The following is a 23,699-nucleotide window of genomic DNA, read 5'->3' on the forward strand; positions in this document are numbered from 1 at the left end:
GCCCGGTCACGCGGGCGGCAGCACCAGCTCCGCGAGGTCCAGGAACGCCTCCGTGGTGGCGGCCCGCAGCCGGCCGAGGTCCCAGCCGGGGGAGCGGAGCGCCGGGTCGTGGGGGACGCGCACCAGCCGTTCCGGGGCCACCCCCAGCCGTTCGGCCAGCCCGTGGGACAGCTGCCCCCGGTGGCCGTCGACATCGGTGACCACCACGATCGCCCGGTCCGCCAGGTGTGCGTGCTCCGTCCCCCGCAGCCGCGCGAGCAGCCGCGCCGTCTCCCCGACGGAGGTCTCGGCGGTGCTGCCGCAGACGAGCAACTCGTCGGTGTGGTCCAGGACCACGTCCGCCCGCCCGCCCAGCCCCAGCGGAGCCCAGTCGCTCAGCACGAAGGAGTAGTACGGGGCGAGCAGCCCCAGGACGGCGACGTAGTCGTGGTCGTGCGTGGGGCTCGGGCTGAAGTGGCCCGGCGGATGCGCGACCACCTCCAGCCCCGGGCCCAGCCGGGCCGTCCGGGCGCTGATCTCCTCGTACGGGGACGACGGCGCCAGCGCGGCGAGCCCGCGCGGGACGGGCCGGTCCCCGGGCGGGAGGAAGGCGGCCAGCGCCCCGGAGTCCCCGGCGGCGTCCATGGCCAGGACCGGTTCGCTCCGCACCGCCGCCAGCAACTGCCCGAGCGCCATCGTGGTGGTGGCCCGCCCGCTGTAGCGGTGCGCGCCGATCAGCGCCAGCCGCCTGCCGTACGTCATCGGCGCCCGCAACCGGGCCAGCCGCTCCCGTGCCCTGCGGCGGGCCGCCCCGAACCGGGCGAGGCGCGGCCCGGCCGCCTCGTCCCCCGGAGTGCCGGGCAGCGTCGGCGGGGTCAGCGGAACGGGAGCCTCGCGCCGTGCGGGAACCGCCCGCCGGGCGGGGGCCGGCCGTTCCGCCCCCGGGGCCGGATCCCGGTACTGGGCGCGGGCCCGGGCGACGTACTTGCCCAGCACCTCGCCGACCTCGCCCGCCGTGGGCCGTCGCGCCGGGTCCGGGTCGAGACAGCGCAGCACCAGCAGCCGCAGCTCCGTCCAGGTGTCGCCCTGCCACAGGTGCATCCCCTCCGGCATGCCCCGCAGGCGCGCACCGGGCTTGCTGCTGATCAGCTGGAGCAGCTCCCCGAGCGCGTACATGTTGTCCTCGCGGGTCGGCACCGGACCCGGCCCCGCGTACTCCCCGTCCACCGCGCAGTCCGACAGATCGGCCAGCACCACCGAGCGCCGCAGCACGAAGACGCTGTCGGCGCCCAGGGACGCCGGGACCAGCCCGTTGACATGGCAGAGCGCCACCGCGTTCGCGAGGTAGAACGCCACGATGAGCCCGCGCAGCGTGTCGAAGGGCGCGACCCCGTCGGTGAGCGCCCGGTTGAGGACGTCCTCCAGCCGGGGCGGCTCCGTCCCCGGGGCGTCCGCGTCCGCGACGGTGGTCATCGCCAGCCAGGGGGCGGAGTCGTGCTCACCGGTGGCGAGCAGGGCGGGCGCGTACTGGCCCTGGAGCCGGGACAGGGCCTCCGCCTCCACCTCGACCAGCCACCGGTGGACCGGGGGCACCCCCGGATGCGTCATGCGCAGCGCCGCCTCGCCGCCCCGGGCGTCGAACCCCCGGTAGACCACGGTGCGGTGGCCCCGGCGCCGCCCGCGCAGGGTGTACGCGCCGAGCCGGCGCGGGTCCTCCGGCCGCAGCGGCCGCCAGCCGTCCACCTCCTCCGGTTCCGGCTCCGGACCGGGCCCGGAACCGGACGGGCCGCCACCCGACGACACCCCGAACCGGGACAGCAGCCGCCGCTCCACACTGGTGAACGGCAGCTGTGCGTCCAGGAGTTCGGCCGGCCCCTCGGGGTGCGACAGCCAGGCCGGGAAGTCCGGCGAACGCCCCGCCAGCTCGTCGAGCCGGAGCCCGATCCGCCGGCTCGTCCGCAACAGTTCCGCCGGCGGCACCGCGTCCAGCAGCACGGTCCTGGTCTCGTCGGAGAAGTCGAAGATCCGGTGCTTCGCGGGCACCGGCCCCGGCACCGGCGCCTGACGCGGCTGCATCAGCCCGCCCAGGAACACCTCCGCCAGATGCGCGGTACTGGCCCGCCACGGCACCGCGCCCCGCACCAGCCGCATCACCGGCACCGACAGCGGCGCCACCGCCGCCAGGTGCGCCGCCAGCCGGTACGCCTCCGGGGTCGCCGCGTCCCGGAAGTGCTGGGCACCGCCCGAACCCCGGGGCGGCACGTCCGGCGCCGCGTACGCGTCCGGCCGGACCAGCAGCGGCAGCTCCACCGTCGCCCCCGGCGAGGCCAGCAGCCGCGCCCAGTCGTGCAAGGCGGCCGGCTCCGGCGCCAGCACCGGCACCGGGACCCCCTCGAAGGCGGCGATCTCCGGCGGCAGCACCGGATCGACGATCCGCCAGGACGCGTTGGCCCCGCCGATCCGCCGGGTGGTCGCCCGCCAGCGCTCGGCGGAGATCCCCGACGCCTCCCACATCTCCGGCGGCAGCGTGTGCACCACCGCGACCGGGCCCCGCGCCGCCCGCCGGGCGAGCAGACCGTGCATCGCGCCGGACCGCCAGGCCGCCCCCATCCCGTCGCTCACCACCAGCAGCAGCGTCCGGCCCGAGGCGTCGTTCACCGCGCTCGGCGCCAGCTCCGGGCCGTCGGCACGGAACGGCCGGGCATGCAGCCGGGGCCGTACGCCCCCCGCGTCCAGCCCCAGCACCCGGATGGTCCGGAAGGCGCCCAGCCGCTCCAGCAGGGCCCGCAGCTCCGCCCCGAGCCGGTGCCACAACAGCATGGACAGCCCGTCGTCGACGAGCAGCACCAGATCCAGCCAGCGCTCCCGCACCGGCCGCTGCACCACATCGGCCAGCCCCGTCCGGGCGAACTCGGTGGCCGTCAGCTCCTCGTCGACCTCCAGCCGGTGCGGACTCTCCCGGCGGCGCCGCAGCGGCCGCAGCGCCCGGCCGAGCGCCAGCTCGTCGGCGAGCGCCTTCTCCTCGGGGACCCGTACCGGCATGGCCCTGCGGGCGTCACCGCCGGAGTGGTGACGGACGGGCTCGGGCGCCGGGGACCGCCGCGCCGCCGCGTACAGGGACGGGGCGGTCAGATCGGGCAGGCCGTCGTCGTCGGGCCCCGGCTTCGGCGGGGGCCCCGGCGCCTCCCGCGCCCCCTCCGCCCCGGAATCCGGCCCGGCGGCGGGCGGGGCCTGCCCGGGCCGCTCCCGCCGCAGCGGGGCACCGGGCCCCGCGGGCAGGCTCCGCGCCAGCCACAGCACGTCCAGCAACTGGTCCGCGTCCAGCTCGTGCCCGCAGGCCGACAGCACCCGCAACGCCTCGGCCAGCCGCGCCCCGTCGCCGGACACGGTCACATCGCCCCGGTGAGCTGGTGGAGCACGGCGTCCAGCAGCCCCTCCGCGTCCAGGTCGACGCCGCCGGTCCGCAGGAACACCGCGTTGAGCAGCTGGTCGGTGGCTAGCTCCCCGGGGGCGCGGCGGCGCAGGAACGCCTCGACGAGGTCGTCGGCCGTCCGCAGCGCCTCCTCCCCGAGATGGGCCGCCACGATGGACCGCAGCCGCTCCTCGTCGGGCACCGGCAGATCCAGCCGGACGCAGCGGCGCAGGAACGCGGGCGGGAAGTCGCGCTCACCGTTGCTGGTGATGACGACGACCGGGAACTCGGAGCACCGCACGACCCCCTGGTGCACCACGACGGTCCCCCGGTGGTCCAGGGTCCGCACCTCCACGTCGGCCATGTCCTCCGGGAGCCGGGTCAGCTCCGGGATGTCGAAGACCCCGTCCTCGAAGACCGTCAGCAGGTCGTTGGGGAGGTCGACGTCGCCCTTGTCCATCTCGTCGACGAGCAGCGCCCTCGGGGTCGCCGACGGCACCAGGGCGGTCCCGAGCGGGCCGAGCCGCACGAACGTGCCGATCGACGGCTCCGCGTCGCCCCGGTCCCGGCTGAGCGTCGTCTCGCGCAGCCGCCCGATCGCGTCGTACTGGTAGAGCGCGTCCTTCACCGTGGAGCGGCTGTTGACCGGCCAGCGCAGCAGCTCGCCCAGGCGCAGCTCCCGGGCGACGGCATGGGCGAGCGACGACTTCCCGGTCCCCGCCGGGCCGGTGACCAGCAGCGGACGGCGCAGCAGCAGCGCCGCGTTCACGATGTCCGCGTGGCTCGGCTCGATCACGTACGGCATGCCGGGGCGGTCCGGCCGCTCCGGGGTGAAGCGGCGCCACGGCGGGGCCGGGGGCAGGGCCACGTCCCGGGGCTCGCCGTCGCCGTGGAAGAGGCGCCAGTCGGTCCCGGGAGCTCCGGACGCTCCGGCAGCGGAAGTCATGCGCTCTCCTGTGGTTCGGTCAGATGGAGCCGGGGTACGGTGCGGTCGGCGTCGGCCCAGGCGAGGACCGGGCGGCCGGGGAAATCGGGCGGCCGGGCGTGGGCGTTCGCCCGGTAGTCGCGTACCCCGTCGGGCAGTTCGGGGGTGGCGACGTCCGCCATGTGCCGGACGAGATGGGACGCGCCGTCCTGGCTCCGGTCCCACACCACCACGGGAATCCCCAGCACGAGACAGGCCTGCACGATGCCGTCCCGGGGGCCGGGCGGCACGTCCACACAGACGCGCACCGTGTCGAGTTGGTTGACCAGCATCGGGTACAGGGCCCCCGGGGCCATGGCGTCGTCGACGACCAGCGTCTTCCCCGAGTCGAGCCGACGCCACCGGCCGCGCCAGTGCGAGTCGAACCGCCGGTGCTTGCGCACGAGTTCGGGGCAGTGCACGACCAGGGGGAACTCCACCCCGAGCACCCCGGGAACGATGTCGTCGGCGTCGTACGCCGTCCACTCGTCGACCGGAAGGTTCAGGCTCGCCCGGTCGACGAGCACCTCCACCAGCGGCGCCTGCTCGTCGTCGGCCGCCGGGGTCAGCGAGTCCAGGACCCGCAGTACCTCCCGTGCCCCGTCCGACGCCGAGTACGCCGTCAGACTGTCCGTGGAGACCTGCCGCGGGCCCGCGCCCTCGTCGCACCAGATCCGCAGCCGGTGCAGGCCCCGCTCGGCCCGCGTCACCTGGACCAGCACCCGGGTCCGCGCGGACCGGCCGCGCATCGAACGCCCCCACGCCTGGGAGTCCGTCCGGCGCTCGCCCAGCGCCGCCCGCGAGATGCCCAGCCGCTGGGCGACCCCGTCGGCCCACAGCCGCTGCTCGGCCCGCTTCCCCGACGAGGACAGCGCGCCGACGTACTCCATGACCCGCAGCAGGGCCGGGACGCGGCGCTCCCCGCCCGCCGCGTGGCCGTCCCCGGGCAGCGCCTCCAGCCGGTCCAGGAGCAGGCCCAGGGGTTCCTCGCCGGGGGCGGCCGGCACATGGGGCAGCGCGGCGCGCACGGCCTCCGGGATCCTGGCCAGCACCGCCCGGTCCAGGTCCCGCAGCAGCCGGCGCAGGGCCGCGTACTCCGTCGGGGACAGCAGCCTGGGCGTGCCGCTGAGCGAACCGGCGGCCAGCACCCGGTCGGCCCAGGCCGGACTGGAGCGCCGCAGCATGCCCGAGAAGGCGGCCAGGGCCCGGGGATGGGTGAGCAGGAACCGGGCGAACTCCGCGTGCGTGGGCGGAGTGACGGAGCTGCCCTCCACGATCCCGCAGTGCCGGGCCAGTCGCGCGGCGGCCGTCGAGCGCTCGGTCGACGAGTACAGGATCTCCGCGACGGCCTCCTCCAGGAGGATCAGCGCCGGGTCGTCGGGATCGGGCCCGCCGTCCTCGTCCGGCTCCAGCTCCTGCGGGAGGCCGCCCACCGCGGCCAGCTCGTCCCTGACCCGCTGCCAGGGGACCGCCCAGCTCCGCCGGACGAGCTGCTGCGGGCTGTACGGGAGGGGCTCCCCGGTGGCGGGGGACCGGGGCGGCAGGAAGTGCGCCACGACCAGGCCGACGACCGCCTTTTCCCCGGGGCACCAGACGGGGCCGCCGCTGTACCCGGGGCCGACCGCCATGCCGGTGGCCTCGCCGTCGAGATAGCCGAGCGCGGGGTCGAGGTGGCCGAGCGGGGCGTGGAGCGCGGCGACGGTGAGCCGGGCCAGGGTGGACGGGTGCCCGCCGCCGTGCCAGGCGTGCACCGGCTGACCGGCCGCCATGCCGGCCCGCCCGGGTACGAGGGTCGGCACGTCCCGCCCGGCCGGCTCGTCGATCCGCAGCACGGCCAGGTCGCCCAGCCATTCCTGGTCCGTCTCCCGGACCGGGCCGCCGCCCGGGGAACGCGGGGCGACCCAGTGGAGCAGCCGGGCCCGGCAGGACGTGACGGCGGTGCCCCGCACCTCGACCCGGATCTCCTCCCGCCGAGGCGTCCGGGGATCGAGCAGGGGCCGTCCCAAGGCCTCGTTCACGACATGGGCGCAGGTCAGGACCGTATCGGGGCCGAGCGCGAATCCCGCGCCCGCGACCCGGCCGTCCTCGTCCCGGCGCACCGTGACGACGAGCCGGGACGGGTCCTCGACCGGGGCGTCGCCGCTGAGCCCGAACCACCCCATGCGCTACTCGGCGGCCGGTCCGGCGTCGGCGCCCCGGGCCGGGACCGGGTTCCAGCCGGCGGTGACCGTGAGATGGGCCTGCCCGCTGCCGCCGACGATCCCCAGCTTGAGGTCCTGCCCGATCTGGACGCCGAACGTGACGCTCAGCTCGGTGGGCGGGTTCGGCGAGGCCACCGCGGCGTCGTGCACCTCCTGGAGCAGCGGGCCGACCGGCTTGAGCGCGCCCCGCAGGGCCCCGATCGCCAGGTTGGCCACCGCCCGGCCACCCCCGGAGGCCACCGGTACCGCCCGCCCCATCCCTTCCGGCAGGTCCCCCTCGTCGTACGCGGGGGAGGGCGCGGACCCCGACGTTCCGGCGGCCGGCGCGAGCAGGAAGCGGACGGGTGTGCCGTCGTCGAGTGCGAAGTCAGGTGTTGTGGACACGACGGCATTCTCACCGCGCGGGCGCCCGTCGAACGACCTGATGGCCAACTCGGTTACGTCATCGATACATTGACGCCGTCCGGCCGTTTCTCCCGGTCACACCCCTCAGAGCCAGCCCTGCTGCCGCGCCGCCCGCACCGCCTCCATCCGGTTGCGGGTACCGGTCTTGCCGATCGCCGCGGACAGGTAGTTGCGCACGGTGGACTCCGACAGATGCAGCTTCGCCGCGATGTCGGCGACGGTGGCACCGTCCACCGAGGCGTTCAGCGCGTCCCGCTCGCGCGCGGTGAGCGGACTGGGCCCGGCGCTGAGCGCGGCGGCCGCCAGCGCCGGATCGATCACCGTCTCCCCGGCCAGCACCCGCCGCACCGCCACCGCGAGCTCCTCGACCGGACCGTCCTTGACCAGGAAACCTGCCGCCCCGGCCTCCATCGCCCGGCGCAGATAGCCGGGGCGGCCGAACGTGGTCAGGATCAGCACCCGGCAGTCCGGCACCTCCGCGCGCAGCTCCGCGGCGGCGTCCAGCCCGCTGCACCCCGGCAGCTCGATGTCCAGCAGCGCCACGTCCGGCCGGACCCGCGCCGCGGTCGGCACGATCTCGTCCCCGGACCCCACCTGCGCCACCACCTCGATGTCCGGCTCCAGCCCCAGCAGCAGCGCGAGCGCGCCGCGCATCATCCCCTGGTCCTCGGCGAGGAGCACCCGGGTGAGCCGTGCCGGGCGGTGGTCCTGCGGCATCTCGTTCACGCGGGACAGATTAAGCGCTGCCCCGCCGTTCGGGGCCGTCCGCGACCGCCGCGCACGGGTGTCGTCGAGACGCTGCGGCGGGTGGGCCTACCCCACCCGGCACTCCGCGGCGATCGCCGCGCGGACGGCGGTCAGCTCCCGGTCGAGCGCCCGCATCCCGTCGTCGTCCGGGGAGAGGGCCGGTCCGGTGCGGGGGAGGGTGTCGGCGAACCGGATGCGCAGATGGGTGGGGGGCTTCCCGGTGCCGGACGCGTCGCCCCGGAGTTCGGAGAGGCGGTGCAGGCGCGCCCGTTCGGAGTCCGGGACCGAGGCGCAGTAGGCGCGCATCGCCTCCCACGGATCGCCGCCGCCCCGGGTGACGCGGTGCAGGGCGAAGGCAGCGGGTTCCCGCAGCAGCAGGGCCCGCAGCAGGGACTCGGTGGTGGCGGCGGTGGTGAGGCCGGCGGCCGTCCGGTCCGCCCGGTACGTCCGGTCGACGGACCGGGGGTCCAGCCACCGCAGCCCCGAGTGGAGCAGGTGCGCGCCCTGGGAGAGCAGCCCCATCAGCGGACGGGCGATCATCTCGCCCGCCCGGGCGAGGTTGCCCGCCCGCCCGCCGCCGGCGAGCTCCTGGCGCGGGTCGTGGTACGGCCGGTTCTGCTCGGGGTCCGGCCTGAGCAGGTTCTCCCAGCCCGCCAGCGCCTCCAGCGCGGAGCGGATCCAGCGGGCGTGCGGCCGTCGTTCGTCCGCCGCGTGGGCGAGTTCGTGGACGAGCAGGGCGAGCCGCTGGTCGTCGGTGAGGGTCTCCCAGAGGGGCATGCCCAGGACGAGGGCCCGGCGGCGGCGCAGGCCCACGGACGTCCAGTGGGCCCCGTACCGGGTGTCGAAGGCGATCAGGTCGGGCGGGCGGGTGGAGACCTCGGCGCCGATCCGTGCGACGAGCGCGTGGAGCGCGGGCGCGGTGGCGCGGTCGACGGCGTGCCGGGGCGGCCGGCCCGGACGGGGGAACAGCATGAAGGCGGCGAGGAGTTCGATGGCCCCCAGCACCTGCTGGGGGCGGGTGCCGGTGGCCAGCAGCCACACCCCGGTCACGGCCAGGCCGACGGTGACCAGGTTGACGACGGTGGCGAACGCGAACGCGACGTACCGGGCGGCGCTCCGGGGCGGGGTGTCCGTGCCGTGCTCCGCCGTCCGCCGGTACAGGCGCTCGTGGCGCGCCAGTTCGCGGGAGGCGCCCCTGGAGACGGTGACCGGACCGGCCGGGTCCACGTTCCAGTCGCAGGCCGGGCACCAACTGCTGAACCGGTCGTCCGCCGTCGGAAGCGCCGTGTGGCACCGGGGGCAGCGAGCGTCCGAGTCGTCCGTCATGAATACGATCTTGTGCGGAACCCGGCATCGGTACTGCTCGAACGGGTATTCGTTGTCCGTTCGTGACTCACCGGGCCCGGTCCGGCGCCGCCCGGCTCCCGCTCTGTTCCGCCCCGTCCGGCTCCGGCCCGCCCGCGTCCGGTCCGTCCGCCGGGAGTTCCGCCGTCACCACGAAGCCGCGGCCCGGTCCGGGGCCCGCGCGGAGGCTGCCGCCCGCCGCGGCCAGGCGTTCGGTGAGACCGGTCAGGCCGGTTCCGCCGACGCCGGGGCCCGGCGGAACGTCCGGACCGGGGCCGTCGTCCGTCACCGTCAGCCGGACCCGGCCGGCCGCGCCCTCCAGGACGAACGAGCAGCTCGTGGCGCGGGAGTGGCGTACGACGTTGGTGACGGCCTCCCGGACCACCCAGCCCAGCAGCGCCTCCGTCTGCGGGGCGAGCGGCGGCCCCGAGCGGCGGAGGGCCGGCTCGATCCCGGCGGCGGTCAGCGCCGAGCGCGCCCGGTCCAGCTCGGTGGCGAGGCTGCCCTCCCGGTAGCCGGTGACCGCCTCCCGGATCTCGGTGAGCGCCTGACGGCCGACCGCCTCGATGTCGGACACCTGGGAGAGCGCCGCGTCCAGATCGCGCGGGGCGAGCCGGCGCGCGGCCTCCGACTTGACCACGATCACCGAGAGCGTGTGGCCCAGCAGGTCGTGCAGGTCCCGGGAGAACCGCAGCCGCTCCTTCTCCACGGCCGTACGGGCCAGCTCCTGCCGGGTGGCGCGCAGTTCCATCACGGTCTCCGAAAGGGCCAGGATCGCGGAGGTCACCGCCCCGGAGATGAACGTGCCGTAGCCGATCGTCCACGGCTCCGAGCCGCCCCGCCACACCGCCACCGCCACGGCGACCGCGGTGAGCGCGAACAGCCCCAGCCCCAGCCGCCGCTTGCGCAGAATGGTCCCGCAGGCCAGCGAGAGCAGCGGGAAGAACAGCAGCCAGCTCCCGCCGTACCCGATCGCCAGCGCCAGGGTGACGGCGGTCATCGCGCCGAGCAGTACGTACGACACCGGGCTCTCGCGCTTCGACCGCTCGAAGCCCCGGAACACCACCGACACGTAGAGGGAGTTGAACAGGAGCAGCCCGAGACCGCCGAGCCAGGGGTTGGACGCCTCGCCCTGGAAGAGGTTGGAGAAGGAGCCGAGGCCCAGCAGCAGCCAGGGCAGCAGCGCGAACGGACCGGGCGGACCGGGGCGCCGCCCCGCCTTCCCGCCCCGCCGCCACGGGCGCGGCCGCCGGCCCTCGCACGCCTCGTCCGTCCGGTTCCCGGTCATGGCCGTCTCCCCCGTTCCCGTCACGCGGTCCTGGTCGACCGACGGTAGGAGACCACGGCGTACGCCCCGAAGCACAGCAGCCACCCGCAGAGCACCGCGACGGTTCCCGCGCCGGGCGCATGGCCCCGGGTGGTCGCCCAGCCCAGTTCGGCGAAGCGGTTGGCGGGGGTGAAGCCGCCGATGGTGCCGAGCCACCCGGGCAGTGCCTCCAGCGGGAACCACAGCCCGCCGACGACCGCGAAGCCCATCAGGCAGGTCATGTTGACCACCCCGGTGCCCTGCGGGGTGAGCCGGTAGCCGTTGCCGAGGCCGAGCATGGTGAAGGGCAGCGCCCCGACCCACAGCAGCACCGCCAACGCACCCCACTGCCAGGCCGCCAGCCGCACCCCGTTGACCAGCGCACCGGCCAGCAGCACCGTCAGGATCGTCGGCAGGACCGTCACCGAACCGCTGACCGCCCGGCCCACGACCGCCCGGCCGGGGGAGAGCGGGGTGACCCGCAGCTGGTCCAGCCAGCCGAGCTGCCGGTCGGACGCCACCCCCGTGCCGATCGACATCGCGGAGCCCAGCGCCCCGTACGCGGCCATGCCGACCATCGACGAGACGCGCCAACTGCCGTCGTTCTCACCGATGTTGGTGAAGAGCAGGTACATCATCACCGGCATTCCGGTGCCGAAGACCAGGAAGAAGGAGTCGCGCAGGGTGCGGCGGACTTCGAGCACGGTGTAGCGGAACATCACACGGCCTCCCTCTCGGAGCCGGAGCCGGAGCCGGAATCGGTGGTGGCGGCCTCGCCCGCGGGCGAGGTGAGGGCGAGGAAGGCGTCCTCCAGAGTGACCCGGGAGACCTGGAGGCCCCGGATCGCGTCCCGGCGGGCCAGCTCGCGGACCGTGGCGTCGGAGTCGTCGGTGCGCAGCAGCGCCCGGTCCCCGGACACCTCGACCGAGACCACGCCGGGCAGCCGCTCCAGCCCCTCGGACGGCCCGCCCGCCAGGTCGAAGGAGACGAGGCTCGCGCCCGCCGAGCCCCGGAGCGCGTCGGCGGTGCCGTCCGCGACGATCCGGCCCCGGTCGATGACGACGATCCGGTCCGCGTGCCGGTCGGCCTCCTCCAGGTAGTGCGTGGAGAACAGGACGGTGTTGCCGCGCCGGGCGTACGTCCGTATCGACTCCCACAGGACGCGGCGCGCCTCCACGTCCAGCGCGGCGGTCGGCTCGTCCAGCACGAGCAGCTCCGGGTTGCCCGCCAGCGCGACGGCGAAGCGGACGCGCTGGGTCTGGCCGCCGGAGAGCTTGTCGACCCGGCGGCCCGCGTACGAGGTCAGCCCGGCCAGTTCGAGCGCCTCGGCCACCGGCATCGGCGCCGGATACGTCGAGGCGACGAAGGCGACCAGCTCGCGGACGGTGACCTTCTGGATCGGCCGCCCGTCCTGGAGCATCGCGCCGATCAGCCCGTCGCGCACCGCCTGCTCGGCGCTGCGCCCCAGCACCCGCACCGTGCCGGAGTCCGGCCGGTCGAGGCCGAGCAGCAGCCTGATGGTGGTGGACTTGCCCGCGCCGTTGCGGCCGAGCAGCGCCACCGTCTCGCCGCGGTCGACGGCGAGGGCGATCCCGTCCACCGCCCGCACCTCGGCCCCCGCGCGGCCGAACGTCCGCACCGCACCGGTGACGGCCAGCGCCGTCCCGTGCCCTGTTTCCCCCGTTGTCCGTGTCATGGGAACGACGCTACGGAGTACGGCGGCGGCCGGGCAGGGGCGTGCGTACGGAACCGGCGATGACAAATGTCATGGGCCGGGGCCGTGGGATCCGGGCCGCGCAACAGATCTGACGTTCCGTCAGCGACGGTCTTCCCAACGGCCGGGGGCTGCGTTATACATGGGTCCATCGGCTAGAACGCGTTCTAGGTCGTGTCCTGGAAGGGGCGTCACGGCCGGTCCCGCGCGACCTCGGTGCGGCCGACGGTGCGGACGGCCGCGCCGAGGTCTTTCCGTCCGGGGCGCGCCCGGCACGACCCGGACGAAAGGCCCCCGGTCCTCCCACCGCCAAGGAGCAGCCCCGCCATGCCCATCGATGCCGAAAAGGCCCTCGCCGCCGAACCCCGTTCCAGCCGGATCGGCTGGGACCACAAGGACGTCCAGCTCTACCACCTCGGGATCGGCGCCGGCTCCGACCCGGACCGGACCGACCCCGCCGTCGACCCCCGGGAGCTGCGCTACACCCTGGAGTCCCGGCTCCAGGTGCTGCCCTCCTTCGCCACCGTCGCGGGCGCCGGGATGGGCGGCTTCGGCGGCCTCGCCGCACCCGGTATCGACATCGACCTCGCCGCCGTCCTGCACGGCGGGCAGACCGTCCAGGTGCACCGGCCGATCCCGGTGCGCGGCAGCGCCGTGCAGACCTCGAAGATCGCCGCGGTGTACGACAAGGGCAAGGCGGCCGTGATCGTGCTGCGCAGCGAGGCGGCCGACGACGAGGGCCCGCTGTGGACCAACGACGCCCAGATCTTCGTACGGGGCGAGGGCGGCTTCGGCGGCGAGCGCGGCCCCTCCGAGCGGAGCCCCCGCCCCGAGGCCGCCCCGGACCATGTCGTGGAGCGGCCCGTCCGCCCCGACCAGGCGCTGCTGTACCGGCTGTCGGGGGACTGGAACCCGCTCCACGCCGACCCCGAGTTCGCCGCGCTGGCCGGGTTCGACCGGCCGATCCTGCACGGGCTGTGCACCTACGGCATCACGCTCAAGGCGGTCACCGACACGCTCCTCGACGGCGACGCGTCCCGCGTCCGCTCCTACCGGACCCGGTTCGCCGGGATCTTCTTCCCGGGCGAGACCCTCCGCATCGAGATGTGGGACGCCGGGAACGAGGTGCGCGTGGAGGTGAGCGCCGTCGAGCGGGAGAACGCGCCGGTCCTCGCCGACACCTTCGTCGCGTACGCCTGACCCGGGCACCGCCGTCCCGGGCCCGTCCGGCCCCGGCGCCCGCGAGCCGGACCCCGAACCCGAACCCGAAGCCGCCCGATCCAGAGGGAGCCGCACCATGCGCGCAGCCGTACTGCACGAGATAGGCCAGGAGAAGCTGGAGGTCCTCGACGACGTCGAGGCGGTGGGTTTCGGCCCCGGCAAGGTCAGGCTCCGCATCAGGGCCACCGGACTCTGCCACTCCGACGTCTCCGCGATGAGCGGGGTGCTGCCGCAGCCCGCCCCGTTCATCCCCGGCCACGAGGGCGCCGGCGAGGTCCTGGACGTCGGCGACGGCGTCACCGGGCTGAGCGCCGGGGACCGGGTCCTGGTCTGCTGGCTGCCCGCCTGCGGGGCGTGCCCGTCCTGCAAACGCGGCCAGACCCACCTCTGCCTGGCCGGCTTCATGAACGCGGGCACCCCCAACTTCAAGCGCTCGGGCGGGGACGTCTTCGGCTTCGCGGGCACCGGCACCTTCACCGAGGAGGTCGTCGTCGGCGCGGGCTGCGCGGTCCCGATCCCCGACGACGTACCGTTCGAGATCGCGGCGCTGATCGGCTGCGGGGTGACCACCGGGCTCGGCGCGGCGATCAACACCGCGCGGGTGGAGGCCGGTTCGTCGGTGGCCGTGATCGGCTGCGGCGGCGTCGGCATCTCCACGATCCAGGGGGCCCGGGTGCAGGGCGCCGCCCAGATCGTGGCCGTGGACCCGGTCGCCTCCCGGCGCGAGGCGGCGCTGCGGTTCGGCGCGACCGAGGCCGTCTCGCCCGACGAGTTCGCCGACGCCAAGCACCGCGTCACCGCGGGCGAGGGCTTCGACTACGTCTTCGAGGTCGTCGGCAAGTCGGCCACCGCGCGCACCGCGTACGAGCACACCCGGCGCGGCGGCACCCTGTGCATCGTCGGCGCGGGGGCGATGGACGACAACTTCCAGGTCAACATGTTCGAGCTGTTCTTCGACGAGAAGCGGATCCTGCCCTCCATGTACGGCGGCGGCGACGTCCTCCGCTCCTACGAACGCGCCATCGCGCTCTGGCGGGCCGGCCGGATCGACCTCGAATCGATGATCACCCACCGGGTCCGGCTGGACGGCATCAACGACGCGCTCGACCAGATGCGGACCGGCGAGTCGCTGCGCACCTGCATCGAACTCTGACCACGGACCGCCCGAGAGGACTGGAGAGAAGCCGATGTCACTTCCCCTGGACGGCAGGTCCGCGATCGTCACCGGCGCGGGCCGCGGCCTCGGCCGCGCCGAGGCGCTCGAACTGGCCCGGCTGGGCGCGGCCGTGGTCGTCAACGACTACGGGCAGCCGGGCCGCGACGGCTCCGGCGCGGCGTCCGCCACCCCCGCCGAGGAGGTCGCCGAGGAGATCCGGGCCGCGGGCGGCCGCGCGGTCGCGCACCTCGGCGACGTGGCCGACCACGAACAGGCCCGCGCCCTGGTCGACCTGGCCGTGGACACCTACGGAAAGCTCGACATCCTGGTCAACAACGCGGGCATCCTGCGCGACCGGATGATCTTCTCGATGACCGAGGACGAGTGGGACTCCGTCATCCGGGTCCACCTCAAGGGCCACTTCAACACCACCCGCTTCGCCGCCGCGCACTGGCGGGCCCGCTCGAAGGAGTCCGGCGGTCCGGTCCACGGCCGGATCGTCAACACCTCCTCGGAGGCGTTCCTGGCCGGTTCGGCGGGCCAGCCGAACTACGCGGCGGCCAAGGGCGGCATCGTCGGCCTCACCACCTCCACGGCCCTCGCCCTGGCCCGCTACGGGGTCACCGCCAACGTCATCTGCCCGCGCGCCCGCACCAGGATGACCGAGGACGTCTTCGCGGGCTTCCAGGAACCGGAGGAGGGACGGCTCGACGCGCTCGCCCCCGAGCACGTGGCCCCGCTCGTCGGCTACCTGGCCTCCCCGGCCGCGGCCAAGGTCAACGGGCAGCTGCTCGTGGTCCACGGCGGCATGGTCGCGATCGTCGAACGCCCCAGGGTCGCGGCGAAGTTCGACGCCGCGAAGGAGACCTTCACCCACGACGAGCTGGACGAGCTGATCTCCCCGTACTACGCGGACCGCCCCCCGAACGAGACCTTCGCCGCGGCGGAGGTCCTCGGCCTCAAGCGGGGCTGAGCATCCCCGGGCGCCTTCGGAGCCGGCCGGTTCCGAGGGCGCCCGGGGGCCGACCGCCCGGGGCGGTCACGGGACCGGCCGTCCACGGGAACGGGGGTGGGCCCCGGCGGCCAGACGGCTGCCGGGGCCCACCCGTTCCTTCCTGCTGCCGCCGCGCGGTCAGGCCGCGCGGCCGTCCCCCTCGGAGGGGCGGCGGTGGCGGCCGTGCGGCTGTGCCGACGCGTCGTCCCTCGACTCACCCCCTCGGTGCTTTCCGGCGCCGCCGGCTTCGGCCCGATCCGCGTCCGTGAGGCGCGGCTGGGTCGTGTCGGTTCGGGCTTCAGACATGTGGGAAGTCACCCCGTTGTGATCGCTTGCGTGTGGTCACCTGGGCCGGTCACGCCACACCGCGGCCCGGTGCGGCCGCCTGGGCGACCGCGCGGGTACGGCTGCGCAGGGCCTCGTGCTGATCGGCCCGGCCCAGATTTTAACCGGGTAACACCCGCCCCGTGAGCGGCGCCTGGCCCAACGGCACCGGCCTGCACACGGGCAGCGGGACGGCCGCGGGCAGGCCCTCCGCACCGGCCGCACCGCCCACGCCGCACGCCCCCGGTCCCGGCGGCGCGTCGGGCCCGTCGTCCTCCGGGGCCCGGAGCAGCGCCACCCCGCAGGCCGTGTCCCCGTCGGCGTACGGCAGTCTCAGCAGGCCGTCCCGGGTCCACACCCCGCGGCCGGACTGCCAGCCCCCCGGGGCGGCGAACCGGTGCAGCCGGCGCCCGGCCGGACGCCACACGCCGATCCAGCTCCCCGACGCCCCGTCGACCCGCAGCGCCACCGCGCAGCTCTCCGGCATCAGCATCTGGCCCGGCTGCACGGCGAACGGGGTCACCGCCGCGTCGGGCAGCCGCAGGCACTCCGGGAAGCGCACCGGCAGGCAGCTGCCGAGCACCCCCCAGCCGAGCCGGTCGTGGCCCGGCGCGTCCGACCGGATCAGCAGCAGCCCGCTGCCCGGATCGGCCAGCAGCAGCCGGTCGTTGCTCTCCGGCGCGATCTGGAGCAGCGGCGACACCTCGCCGCCCCGCTCCAGGTCCACCGCGACCGCCTTGACCGGGCCGCCGCCCGGCATCGCCCGGTCCAGGGCCAGCATCCGGCCCGCCCGGTCCAGCCAGACCCCGCCCGAGCACCGCCCCGGCACCCGCGCGACCTGCTCGGGCCCGAGGGCACCGCCCGCCACCCGCCAGACGGACGTGCTGTGCGCGTCGGCCGAGAGGGCGTACGCGCACGCCCCGTCCGGCACCGGCGGCAGCAGACGCAGCTCCGCGCGGGCGACGGTGCCCAGCAGCAGCTCGCCCGTCCCCGGCCCGGTCGGGTAGAGCAGCGACACCGTGTGCCGGTCCGCGACCCGGCGCCGGATCAGCACCCGGCCGTCGGCCATTGGCAGGACCTCGGAGTCGGGCTCCTCCGGCTGGTCGAGGGGGAGCGGCACGGCGTAGGGCTCGGGCCCGTCGAGCGTCCACCGCTCCACGAACCAGGCCCCCTCGCCCGTACCGTCGCCGCCGGACGCGCCCGCCACGTCCGCGAGCGCCAGCCGGGCCGCGTACGAGCCGTCCGCGGCGATCGTGAACGCGGGTGCGTACGGCCGCCCCGCGGCTTCCGGGGCCGCCGAGGCCTCGTTCTCGGTGGCACAGAGAGTCATCGAATGCTCACCTCCGGCGACCGAAGGTAGTTATCGCACTTCCAGCCGAACAACGCGAGACTCGCCACTTCACACATAAGGGTGGCGATGTCGGGATTTCCTTGAGGGGGAGGGGGTGGCTGTGCTGTGCCCTGAACGGGTCAGTAAGGTTAGGCACTCCTAAGCGTTATCTGTGTGATCTTCGACTGGAGCACGTGATGTCCCTTCGTCGCCGCGGCACCGCCGCAGTCGGCCTGGCGGTGGCCGCCGCCCTCACCCTTTCGTCCTGCGGCAGCGACGACAGCGGCTCGGGCGGCTCGGCCAAGTCGGACGGCGGCGACAAGAAGGCGGCCGTCGCCACCGGCGGCAAGGACTTCGCCGACGCCGCGAAGAAGACGGCCGCGTACGGGACGGACGCCAAGCCCGGCCAGTTCCCCCGCACCCTCACCCACGCCATGGGCAAGACGGAGATCAAGGCCGCCCCCAAGCGCGTCGTCGTGCTGGACGTCGGCGAGTTCGACAACGTGGTCTCGCTGGGTGTGAAGCCGGTCGGCTACGCCCCCTCCGAGGGCGACGCGGCGATCCCCTCGTACCTGAAGAAGGAAGCGGGCGACCCGAAGAACGTCGGCACGATCAACAACCTCAACCTCGAGGCGATCGCCAACCTGAAGCCCGACCTGATCCTCGGCAGCCAGCTGCGCGCCGCCGACAAGTACGACGCGCTCTCCAAGATCGCGCCGACCGTGTTCTCCATCCGCCCGGGCTTCACCTGGAAGGAGAACTACCTCCTCAACGCCGCCGCGCTCGACCGGACCGACAAGGCGAAGAGCGAGCTCGCGGAGTACCGGGCCGACGCCGAGAAGCTCGGCGAGGACATCGGCGCGGACAAGCCGACCATCTCCATGGTCCGCTACATGCCCGACCGCATCCGCCTCTACGCCAAGGCGTCCTTCATCGGCACCATCCTGGAGGACGTCGGCCTGCCCCGGCCGAAGAACCAGCAGATCGACGACCTCGCCGCGGAGATCAGCCCGGAGAAGATCGACGAGGCCGACGCCGACTGGATCTTCACCGGCGTCTACGGCGACGTGAAGGCCACCAAGCGCGACACCACGCAGGCCAACCCGCTGTGGAAGAACCTGAAGGCCGTCAAGGAGGGCCGGGCCAAGGACGTCCCCGACGAGACCTGGTACCTCGGCCTCGGCGTCACGGCCGCCAACCTGGTCCTCGACGACCTCCGCGCCGACCTGGTGAAGAAGTAGCCCTCCCCGCGGCGCCCGATGGCGTGACGTGACGGAGGCGGAACAGCCCGTGGCCGGTCCGTACGGACCGGCCACAGCCATGGGCGGCCGGGCACGGCGGGCAGGTAGCCTTCTGCCTGTGCCCCGTCTGTCTGAAGTCCTCGCCGAGCTCGACGCCCTCTGGCCGCCCGAGCGGGCCGAGAGCTGGGACGCGGTCGGTACCGTCTGCGGCGACCCGGACGCCGTCGTGGACCGCGTGCTCTTCGCCGTCGACCCCGTCCACACGATCGCCGAGGAGGCGATCTCGCTCGGCGCCCAGCTGATCGTCACCCACCACCCGCTCTACCTGCGGGGGACGACGACGGTCGCCGCCGACACCTTCAAGGGCCGGGTCGTGCACACCCTCATCAAGCACGACATCGCGCTGCACGTGGCCCACACCAACGCCGACACCGCCGACCCCGGCGTGTCCGACGCCCTGGCCGGCGCGCTCGACCTGCGTGTCGAGGGCCCGCTCGTACCGGACCCCACCGACCCGAAGGGCCACCGCGGCCTCGGCCGGATCTGCGTGCTCGACCACCCCGAGACGCTGGCCGGGTTCGCCGCCCGCGCCGCCGCCCGGCTGCCCGCCACCGCGCAGGGCGTCCGGCTGGCCGGGGACCCCTCGGCGACGGTGCGCCGGGTCGCCGTCAGCGGCGGCTCCGGCGACAGCCTCTTCGACGCGGTCCGCGCCGCGGGGGTCGACGCCTTCCTCACCGCCGACCTGCGCCACCACCCGGCCTCCGAGGCCGTCCAGCACTCCCCGCTCGGCCTGATCGACGCCGCCCACTGGGCCACCGAATGGCCCTGGTGCGAGCAGGCCGCGGCACAGCTCGACGCGATCTCCGACCGCCACGGATGGGACCTGAGGGTCCATGTCTCGAAGCAGGTCACCGACCCCTGGACCACCACCCACCACTCTTCTGGAGCCCCCAACTGAACGCCGCGCCCGCCGACCAGATCCGACTCCTCGACGTCCAGGCCCTCGACGTCCGCCTGTCGCAGCTCGCCCACCGTCGCACGTCGCTCCCCGAGCACGCCGAGATCGACGCGCTCACCAGCGACCTCGCGCAACTGCGCGACCTGCTGGTCGCCTCGCAGACCGAGGAGAGCGACACCGCCCGCGAGCAGACCAAGGCGGAGCAGGACGTCGACCAGGTGCGCCAGCGCGCCGCCCGCGACCAGCAGCGCCTGGACTCCGGCGCGGTCACCTCGCCCAAGGACCTGGAGAACCTCCAGCGCGAGATCACCTCGCTGGCCAAGCGCCAGGGCGACCTGGAGGACGTCGTCCTCGAAGTGATGGAGCGCCGCGAGTCCGCCCAGGAGCGCGTCACCGAGCTCTCCGACCGGGTCTCCGCCGTCCAGGCCAAGGTCGACGTGGCCTCCGCCCGCCGCGACGCCGCGACCAAGGAGCTCGACGACGAGGCCGCCTCCGTCACCAAGGAGCGCGAGGTCGTCGCCGCCTCCGTCCCCGCCGACCTGCTGAAGCTGTACGACAAGCTCCGCGGCCAGCAGGGCGGGGTGGGCGCCGCCCGCCTCTACCAGCGCCGCTGCGAGGGCTGCCGCCTGGAGCTGAACATCACCGAGATCAACGAGGTGAAGGCGGCCTCCCCGGACACCGTGCTGCGCTGCGAGAACTGCCGCCGCATCCTGGTCCGTACGGCGGAGTCGGGCCTGTAATGGACCGGCCGCGCCAGTTCGTCGTCGAGGCCGACGGCGGTTCCCGGGGCAACCCGGGCCCCGCCGGCTACGGGGCCGTCGTCATCGACCCGGTGACGGGGGAGACCCTGGCCGAGGCCGCCGAGTACATCGGCGTCGCGACGAACAACGTCGCCGAGTACCGGGGCCTGGTCGCGGGCCTGGAGGCGGTCAAGGCGCTGGTGCCGGACGCCTCGGCGGACGGCGCGGTCCAGGTGCGGGTCCGGATGGACTCCAAGCTCGTCGTCGAGCAGATGTCGGGCCGCTGGAAGATCAAGCACCCCGACATGAAGCCGCTCGCCGCCCGGGCCGCCGCGGTCCTGCCGCGCTCCGCCGTCACGTACGAGTGGATCCCGCGCGAGCGGAACAAGCACGCCGACCGGCTCGCCAACGAGGCGATGGACGCCGGCAAGCGCGGCGAGCAGTGGCAGCCGTCCGCCTCGACCGCCGCCCTCGACACCGCCCGCGCCGGCGGACCGCCGCCCCCGTCCGGCCCGCCCGGCGACGCGGCGGCGGGCGCGGCGAAGGCCCGCGCGGCACTGGCCGCCCACAGACAGGCCCCGGCAGCCCCGGCCGCCCAGGCCCCCGCCACCCCGCAGGTCGGCTGGGGTGCGGCGCCCGACCTCGGCGCCCCCGCCACCTTCGTCCTGCTCCGGCACGGCGAGACGGCCCTCACCCCCGAGAAGAGGTTCTCCGGCAGCGGCGGCGGCGACCCCGAGCTCTCCGCGACCGGCCGCGAGCAGGCCGAGCGGATCGCCGGCGCGCTCGCCGCCCGGGGCACCGTCGAGGCGATCGTCACCTCCCCGCTGCGCCGCTGCCGCGAGACGGCGGCCGCGGTCGCGGCCCGGCTCGGCCTGGAGGTCCTCGTCGAGGACGGGCTGCGCGAGACGGACTTCGGCGCCTGGGAGGGGCTGACCTTCGCCGAGGTCCGCGAGCGCCACGGCGCCGACCTGGACGCCTGGCTGGCCTCCGCGAAGGCCGCCCCGACCGGCGGCGGCGAGAGCTTCGCCGAGGTCGCCCGCCGGGTGGCCGCCGCCCGCGACCGCCTCACCGCCCGCTACGCCGGCCGCACGGTCCTCCTGGTCACCCATGTCACGCCGATCAAGACCCTGATCCGGCTGGCGCTCGGCGCCCCGCCCGAGGCCATGTTCCGGATGGAGCTCTCGGCGGCCTCGGTCTCGGCGGTGGCGTACTACGCGGACGGCAACGCGTCGGTCCGGCTGGTCAACGACACCTCGCACCTCAGATAGCGGGACGGGCGGGGCCCGGGGCGGCTCAGCCGCGCAGGGCCGCCGCCTCGCCCGCCAGCCGCTCCACCCGCGCCCAGTCCTTCGCGGCGACCGCGTCCGCCGGGATCATCCAACTGCCGCCCACGCAACCGACGTTGGGCAGCGCCAGATAGGACGGCGCGGAGGCGGCCGAGATCCCGCCGGTCGGGCAGAACCGGGCCTGCGGCAGCGGCGCGGCGAGCGCCTTCAGATACGCCGTACCGCCCGCCGCCTCGGCCGGGAAGAACTTCATGTCCGTGACCCCGTGCTCCAGCAGCGCGACCACCTCGGACGTCGTCGAGACGCCCGGCAGGAACGGCAGCCCCGACTCCCGCGCCGCGCCCAGCAGCCGTTCCGTCCAGCCCGGACTGACCAGGAACCGCGCCCCCGCCGCCAGGGTGTCGGCGACCTGGCCCACGGAGATCACCGTGCCCGCCCCGACCACCGCGTCCGGCACCTCCGACGCGATCGCCCCGATCGCGTCCAGGGCGGCGGGGGTCCGCAGCGTCACCTCGATGGCCGGCAGCCCGCCCGCGACCAGGGCACGGGCGAGCGGCACCGCGTCGGCGGCGTCCTCCAGCACGACGACGGGCACGACGGGGGCGAGGTCCAGCACGGAGAAGGAGGTCATGGCCTCATCCTGCCGCGCGGACAGCGCAGTGCGCAACGAGCGTTGCGCACAGTGCAACAGATGGCCTCCCTCTCACCGGTCGCGGCTCAGTGGATCTCCGTCACCACGACATCGAGCGACCACGCCCGCCCGGCCCGTGCCGGAGCCTCGGCCTCCACCACGTACCCGAGCTCCCGCAGGATCTCCACCAGCTCGGCGGGCCGCTCGGGCCGTGCGCCGGAGACCAGCAGGTCGCGGACGAGCCGGCCCTTCGTCGCCTTGTTGAAGTGGCTGACCACCGACCGCTTCTCCACCCCGCCCACCAACTGGGAGTGCAGCACCCGCACGCTCGCCGTGCGCTCCGCCACCTCCCCCTTCGGCTTCCACGCCGAGGTGTACGCGGAGGACCGCAGGTCCAGGACGAGCCCGTCCCCGGCCGCCTCCGGCATCACCCGCGCCATCGGCGCCCGCCAGTACGCCCCCAGCGCGCCCAGCCCCGGCAGCTTCACCCCCATCGAGCAGCGGTACGAGGGAATCCGGTCGCCGACCCGCACCGCGCCCCACAGCCCGGAGAAGACCAGGAGCGACGTCCCGGCCCGCCGCTTGGCCGCCGCGTCCAGGGAGGCCAGGTCCAGCGCGTCGTACAGCACCCCCGTGTAGACCTCCCCGGCCGGACGCGTCCCGGCGGTGCGCAGCTCCGCGTTCTTCGCGACCTCGCCGCGCAGCCCCTCGCTCAGCCCGAGCACCTCGCGGGCCTTCTCCGTGTCCGCCGAGCACAGCTCGACCAGCTCGTCCAGGACCGCCGCCCGCGCCTCGGCCAGCCCCGGCAGCGACAGCGACTCCGGCTTCAGGGGTGCCCCCCGCCCGGAGGCGGCCTTGCCCTCGGAGGGCGGCAACAGGACGAGCACGGTGGTTCTCCTTCGTACGCACGGAACGGGGCGCGGCCGGGCCCCCGCGCCAGCGTACGGGCCCGCGCCGGCCGGTCCGTCCCCGTCGGGTGGACGAGGCCGTCCCCTTACGGCCCCCTCCGCTCCGCCACGCGCGCGGCGAGGGCCTCCATCACCCGGCGCACCGTCTCGGCCTGGGCGGGCGCGTAGTCGTCGAGCAACGCCTCGCCCAGCCCGGTCAGCACCGGCCCGTCCGAGGGGATCGCCGCCAGCACCGCCTCCGGCACGACGGCCGCCATCTCGGCGGCGAGCGGCGCGATCCGGGGATCGTCCACGGCAGCCCCCTCCAGCGCGTCCAGCCGCTCGTACAGCGCGTGCACGGCCGGGTCCCCGGCCAGCGGCGCCAACGCGGCGTGCAGCTCCCCGCCGGCCCCCGTGGTGTCCAGCAGCACCAGGTGCTCGCGGTCCCTGGCCGCCATGGGCGAACCGGTCACCGGCCCCGTCCCCAGCAGCTCGGCGAGGGCCGGGGAGACCGGCTCGTCGGCGGAGACCGGCCCCTCCAGCAGCCGCGCCAGCCGGTGCCGCCGCTCCCGGATCGCCTGCTCCTGCCGGGCCAGGTCCGCGTCCAGCTCGGCCAGCACCTCCATCAGTTCGTGCCCCGCCGAGTCCGCGAGCGCGTCCCGCACCTCGTCCAGCCCGAGCCCCAGCTCCGTGAGCCGCCGCACCCGGGCCAGCACCACGGCGTCCCGCACGCTGTAGACGCGGTACCCGTTGGCACGGCGCACGGGCTCGGGCAGCAGCCCGATGTGGTGGTAGTGCCGGACCGTCCGGGTGGTGACCCCGACGAGCGCCGCCATCTCTCCGATACGCATACGACCAG

The 23,699-nt window shown here is 75.2% G+C and carries 20 protein-coding genes; 7 read left to right on the forward strand and 13 right to left on the reverse strand.

The genetic code is table 11. The annotated features are described in order from the left end of the window. Nucleotides 1–6: 6 nt before the first annotated feature. From ACIQGQ_RS14140 to ACIQGQ_RS14180, 9 genes are all read right to left on the reverse strand, one after another. The gene (locus ACIQGQ_RS14140; protein WP_402394909.1) at nt 7–3,372 is read right to left on the reverse strand and encodes an SAV_2336 N-terminal domain-related protein; all 3,366 of its coding nucleotides are present in this window, start codon (nt 3,370–3,372) and stop codon (nt 7–9) included. Then, nucleotides 3,369–4,337, reverse strand: coding sequence for an AAA family ATPase (locus ACIQGQ_RS14145; RefSeq protein WP_402394912.1), 969 nt, complete (start codon nt 4,335–4,337; stop codon nt 3,369–3,371). The genes ACIQGQ_RS14140 and ACIQGQ_RS14145 overlap by 4 nt, the downstream gene beginning before the upstream one ends. Beyond that, nucleotides 4,334–6,517, reverse strand: a complete 2,184-nt coding sequence (locus ACIQGQ_RS14150) for a trypsin-like peptidase domain-containing protein (protein WP_402394914.1) — start codon at nt 6,515–6,517, stop codon at nt 4,334–4,336. Before ACIQGQ_RS14150 ends, ACIQGQ_RS14145 begins: the two co-directional genes overlap by 4 nt. 3 nt (nt 6,518–6,520) lie before the next feature. After that, a complete protein-coding gene (locus ACIQGQ_RS14155; RefSeq protein WP_402394916.1) occupies nt 6,521–6,940 on the reverse strand; it encodes a CU044_2847 family protein in 420 nt (139 codons plus the stop codon). 105 nt (nt 6,941–7,045) lie between these two features. Further along, complete coding sequence (locus tag ACIQGQ_RS14160) at nt 7,046–7,678, reverse strand: response regulator transcription factor (protein ID WP_366296696.1); 633 nt, start codon at nt 7,676–7,678, stop codon at nt 7,046–7,048. 96 nt (nt 7,679–7,774) lie between these two features. Next, nucleotides 7,775–9,034 carry a M48 family metallopeptidase gene (locus ACIQGQ_RS14165; RefSeq protein WP_402394918.1) on the reverse strand — a complete coding sequence of 420 codons (1,260 nt, stop codon included), beginning with the start codon at nt 9,032–9,034 and terminating at the stop codon, nt 7,775–7,777. A 67-nt stretch (nt 9,035–9,101) separates the two neighbouring features. Continuing rightward, on the reverse strand, nt 9,102–10,340 hold the full coding sequence (locus ACIQGQ_RS14170) for a sensor histidine kinase (RefSeq protein ID WP_402394921.1): 1,239 nt from the start codon (nt 10,338–10,340) through the stop codon (nt 9,102–9,104). A gap of 20 nt (nt 10,341–10,360) precedes the next feature. Next, the gene (locus tag ACIQGQ_RS14175; RefSeq protein ID WP_402394923.1) at nt 10,361–11,077 is read right to left on the reverse strand and encodes an ABC transporter permease; all 717 of its coding nucleotides are present in this window, start codon (nt 11,075–11,077) and stop codon (nt 10,361–10,363) included. Continuing rightward, nucleotides 11,077–12,054: an ABC transporter ATP-binding protein gene (locus ACIQGQ_RS14180; RefSeq protein ID WP_402394926.1), complete on the reverse strand. Its 978-nt coding sequence runs from the start codon at nt 12,052–12,054 to the stop codon at nt 11,077–11,079. Before ACIQGQ_RS14180 ends, ACIQGQ_RS14175 begins: the two co-directional genes overlap by 1 nt. 345 nt (nt 12,055–12,399) lie before the next feature. Here ACIQGQ_RS14180 and ACIQGQ_RS14185 point away from each other — a divergent pair, with 345 nt between their 5' ends. The 3 genes from ACIQGQ_RS14185 (at nt 12,400) to ACIQGQ_RS14195 (ending at nt 15,422) form a co-directional block, all read left to right on the forward strand. Next, complete coding sequence (locus ACIQGQ_RS14185) at nt 12,400–13,272, forward strand: MaoC/PaaZ C-terminal domain-containing protein (RefSeq protein ID WP_402394929.1); 873 nt, start codon at nt 12,400–12,402, stop codon at nt 13,270–13,272. A gap of 97 nt (nt 13,273–13,369) precedes the next feature. After that, entirely contained in the window at nt 13,370–14,446 is a 1,077-nt protein-coding gene (locus ACIQGQ_RS14190) for a Zn-dependent alcohol dehydrogenase (RefSeq protein WP_402394931.1), read from the forward strand. A 34-nt stretch (nt 14,447–14,480) separates the two neighbouring features. Then, nucleotides 14,481–15,422, forward strand: coding sequence for a 3-oxoacyl-ACP reductase (locus ACIQGQ_RS14195; RefSeq protein WP_402394934.1), 942 nt, complete (start codon nt 14,481–14,483; stop codon nt 15,420–15,422). A 466-nt stretch (nt 15,423–15,888) separates the two neighbouring features. On the opposite strand, the gene ACIQGQ_RS14200 is transcribed toward ACIQGQ_RS14195, so the two are convergent. Further along, nucleotides 15,889–17,097 carry a hypothetical protein gene (locus tag ACIQGQ_RS14200; protein ID WP_402394936.1) on the reverse strand — a complete coding sequence of 403 codons (1,209 nt, stop codon included), beginning with the start codon at nt 17,095–17,097 and terminating at the stop codon, nt 15,889–15,891. Nucleotides 17,098–17,294: 197 nt separating this feature from the next. Between ACIQGQ_RS14200 and ACIQGQ_RS14205 the strand changes: the two genes are divergently transcribed. The 4 genes from ACIQGQ_RS14205 (at nt 17,295) to ACIQGQ_RS14220 (ending at nt 21,304) form a co-directional block, all read left to right on the forward strand. Beyond that, nucleotides 17,295–18,338 carry an ABC transporter substrate-binding protein gene (locus tag ACIQGQ_RS14205; RefSeq protein ID WP_402394939.1) on the forward strand — a complete coding sequence of 348 codons (1,044 nt, stop codon included), beginning with the start codon at nt 17,295–17,297 and terminating at the stop codon, nt 18,336–18,338. A 118-nt stretch (nt 18,339–18,456) separates the two neighbouring features. Then, nucleotides 18,457–19,296 carry a Nif3-like dinuclear metal center hexameric protein gene (locus tag ACIQGQ_RS14210; RefSeq protein WP_402394942.1) on the forward strand — a complete coding sequence of 280 codons (840 nt, stop codon included), beginning with the start codon at nt 18,457–18,459 and terminating at the stop codon, nt 19,294–19,296. Next, complete coding sequence (locus ACIQGQ_RS14215; RefSeq protein WP_366296693.1) at nt 19,293–20,036, forward strand: C4-type zinc ribbon domain-containing protein; 744 nt, start codon at nt 19,293–19,295, stop codon at nt 20,034–20,036. The genes ACIQGQ_RS14210 and ACIQGQ_RS14215 overlap by 4 nt, the downstream gene beginning before the upstream one ends. Beyond that, on the forward strand, nt 20,036–21,304 hold the full coding sequence (locus ACIQGQ_RS14220; protein WP_402394945.1) for a bifunctional RNase H/acid phosphatase: 1,269 nt from the start codon (nt 20,036–20,038) through the stop codon (nt 21,302–21,304). The genes ACIQGQ_RS14215 and ACIQGQ_RS14220 overlap by 1 nt, the downstream gene beginning before the upstream one ends. Before the next feature lie 25 nt (nt 21,305–21,329). Here the strand turns inward: ACIQGQ_RS14220 and eda are convergent, their stop codons facing one another. From eda to ACIQGQ_RS14235, 3 genes are all read right to left on the reverse strand, one after another. Beyond that, nucleotides 21,330–21,953: a bifunctional 4-hydroxy-2-oxoglutarate aldolase/2-dehydro-3-deoxy-phosphogluconate aldolase gene (gene eda, locus ACIQGQ_RS14225; RefSeq protein ID WP_402394947.1), complete on the reverse strand. Its 624-nt coding sequence runs from the start codon at nt 21,951–21,953 to the stop codon at nt 21,330–21,332. An 86-nt stretch (nt 21,954–22,039) separates the two neighbouring features. Then, nucleotides 22,040–22,840 (reverse strand): peroxide stress protein YaaA, encoded by an 801-nt coding sequence (gene yaaA, locus ACIQGQ_RS14230; RefSeq protein ID WP_402394950.1) that lies wholly within the window; start codon nt 22,838–22,840, stop codon nt 22,040–22,042. Between the two features lie 107 nt (nt 22,841–22,947). After that, nucleotides 22,948–23,691, reverse strand: coding sequence for a MerR family transcriptional regulator (locus ACIQGQ_RS14235; protein WP_402394952.1), 744 nt, complete (start codon nt 23,689–23,691; stop codon nt 22,948–22,950). Nucleotides 23,692–23,699: the final 8 nt, after the last annotated feature.

Source organism: Streptomyces sp. NPDC092952 (assembly GCF_044754785.1).
Classification (GTDB): Bacteria; Actinomycetota; Actinomycetes; order Streptomycetales; family Streptomycetaceae; genus Streptomyces.

Bases quoted from the DNA above. Each gene is read 5' to 3' on its own strand.
- ACIQGQ_RS14145 (WP_402394912.1), bottom strand. From the start codon at position 4,337: ATGACTTCCGCTGCCGGAGCGTCCGGAGCTCCCGGGACCGACTGGCGC.
- ACIQGQ_RS14150 (WP_402394914.1), bottom strand. From the start codon at position 6,517: ATGGGGTGGTTCGGGCTCAGCGGCGACGCCCCGGTCGAGGACCCGTCC.
- ACIQGQ_RS14160 (WP_366296696.1), bottom strand. From the start codon at position 7,678: ATGCCGCAGGACCACCGCCCGGCACGGCTCACCCGGGTGCTCCTCGCC.
- ACIQGQ_RS14165 (WP_402394918.1), bottom strand. From the start codon at position 9,034: ATGACGGACGACTCGGACGCTCGCTGCCCCCGGTGCCACACGGCGCTT.
- ACIQGQ_RS14170 (WP_402394921.1), bottom strand. From the start codon at position 10,340: ATGACCGGGAACCGGACGGACGAGGCGTGCGAGGGCCGGCGGCCGCGC.
- ACIQGQ_RS14175 (WP_402394923.1), bottom strand. From the start codon at position 11,077: ATGTTCCGCTACACCGTGCTCGAAGTCCGCCGCACCCTGCGCGACTCC.
- ACIQGQ_RS14180 (WP_402394926.1), bottom strand. From the start codon at position 12,054: ATGACACGGACAACGGGGGAAACAGGGCACGGGACGGCGCTGGCCGTC.
- ACIQGQ_RS14185 (WP_402394929.1), top strand. From the start codon at position 12,400: ATGCCCATCGATGCCGAAAAGGCCCTCGCCGCCGAACCCCGTTCCAGC.
- ACIQGQ_RS14190 (WP_402394931.1), top strand. From the start codon at position 13,370: ATGCGCGCAGCCGTACTGCACGAGATAGGCCAGGAGAAGCTGGAGGTC.
- ACIQGQ_RS14195 (WP_402394934.1), top strand. From the start codon at position 14,481: ATGTCACTTCCCCTGGACGGCAGGTCCGCGATCGTCACCGGCGCGGGC.
- ACIQGQ_RS14200 (WP_402394936.1), bottom strand. From the start codon at position 17,097: ATGACTCTCTGTGCCACCGAGAACGAGGCCTCGGCGGCCCCGGAAGCC.
- ACIQGQ_RS14205 (WP_402394939.1), top strand. From the start codon at position 17,295: ATGTCCCTTCGTCGCCGCGGCACCGCCGCAGTCGGCCTGGCGGTGGCC.
- ACIQGQ_RS14220 (WP_402394945.1), top strand. From the start codon at position 20,036: ATGGACCGGCCGCGCCAGTTCGTCGTCGAGGCCGACGGCGGTTCCCGG.
- eda (WP_402394947.1), bottom strand. From the start codon at position 21,953: ATGACCTCCTTCTCCGTGCTGGACCTCGCCCCCGTCGTGCCCGTCGTC.
- ACIQGQ_RS14235 (WP_402394952.1), bottom strand. From the start codon at position 23,691: ATGCGTATCGGAGAGATGGCGGCGCTCGTCGGGGTCACCACCCGGACG.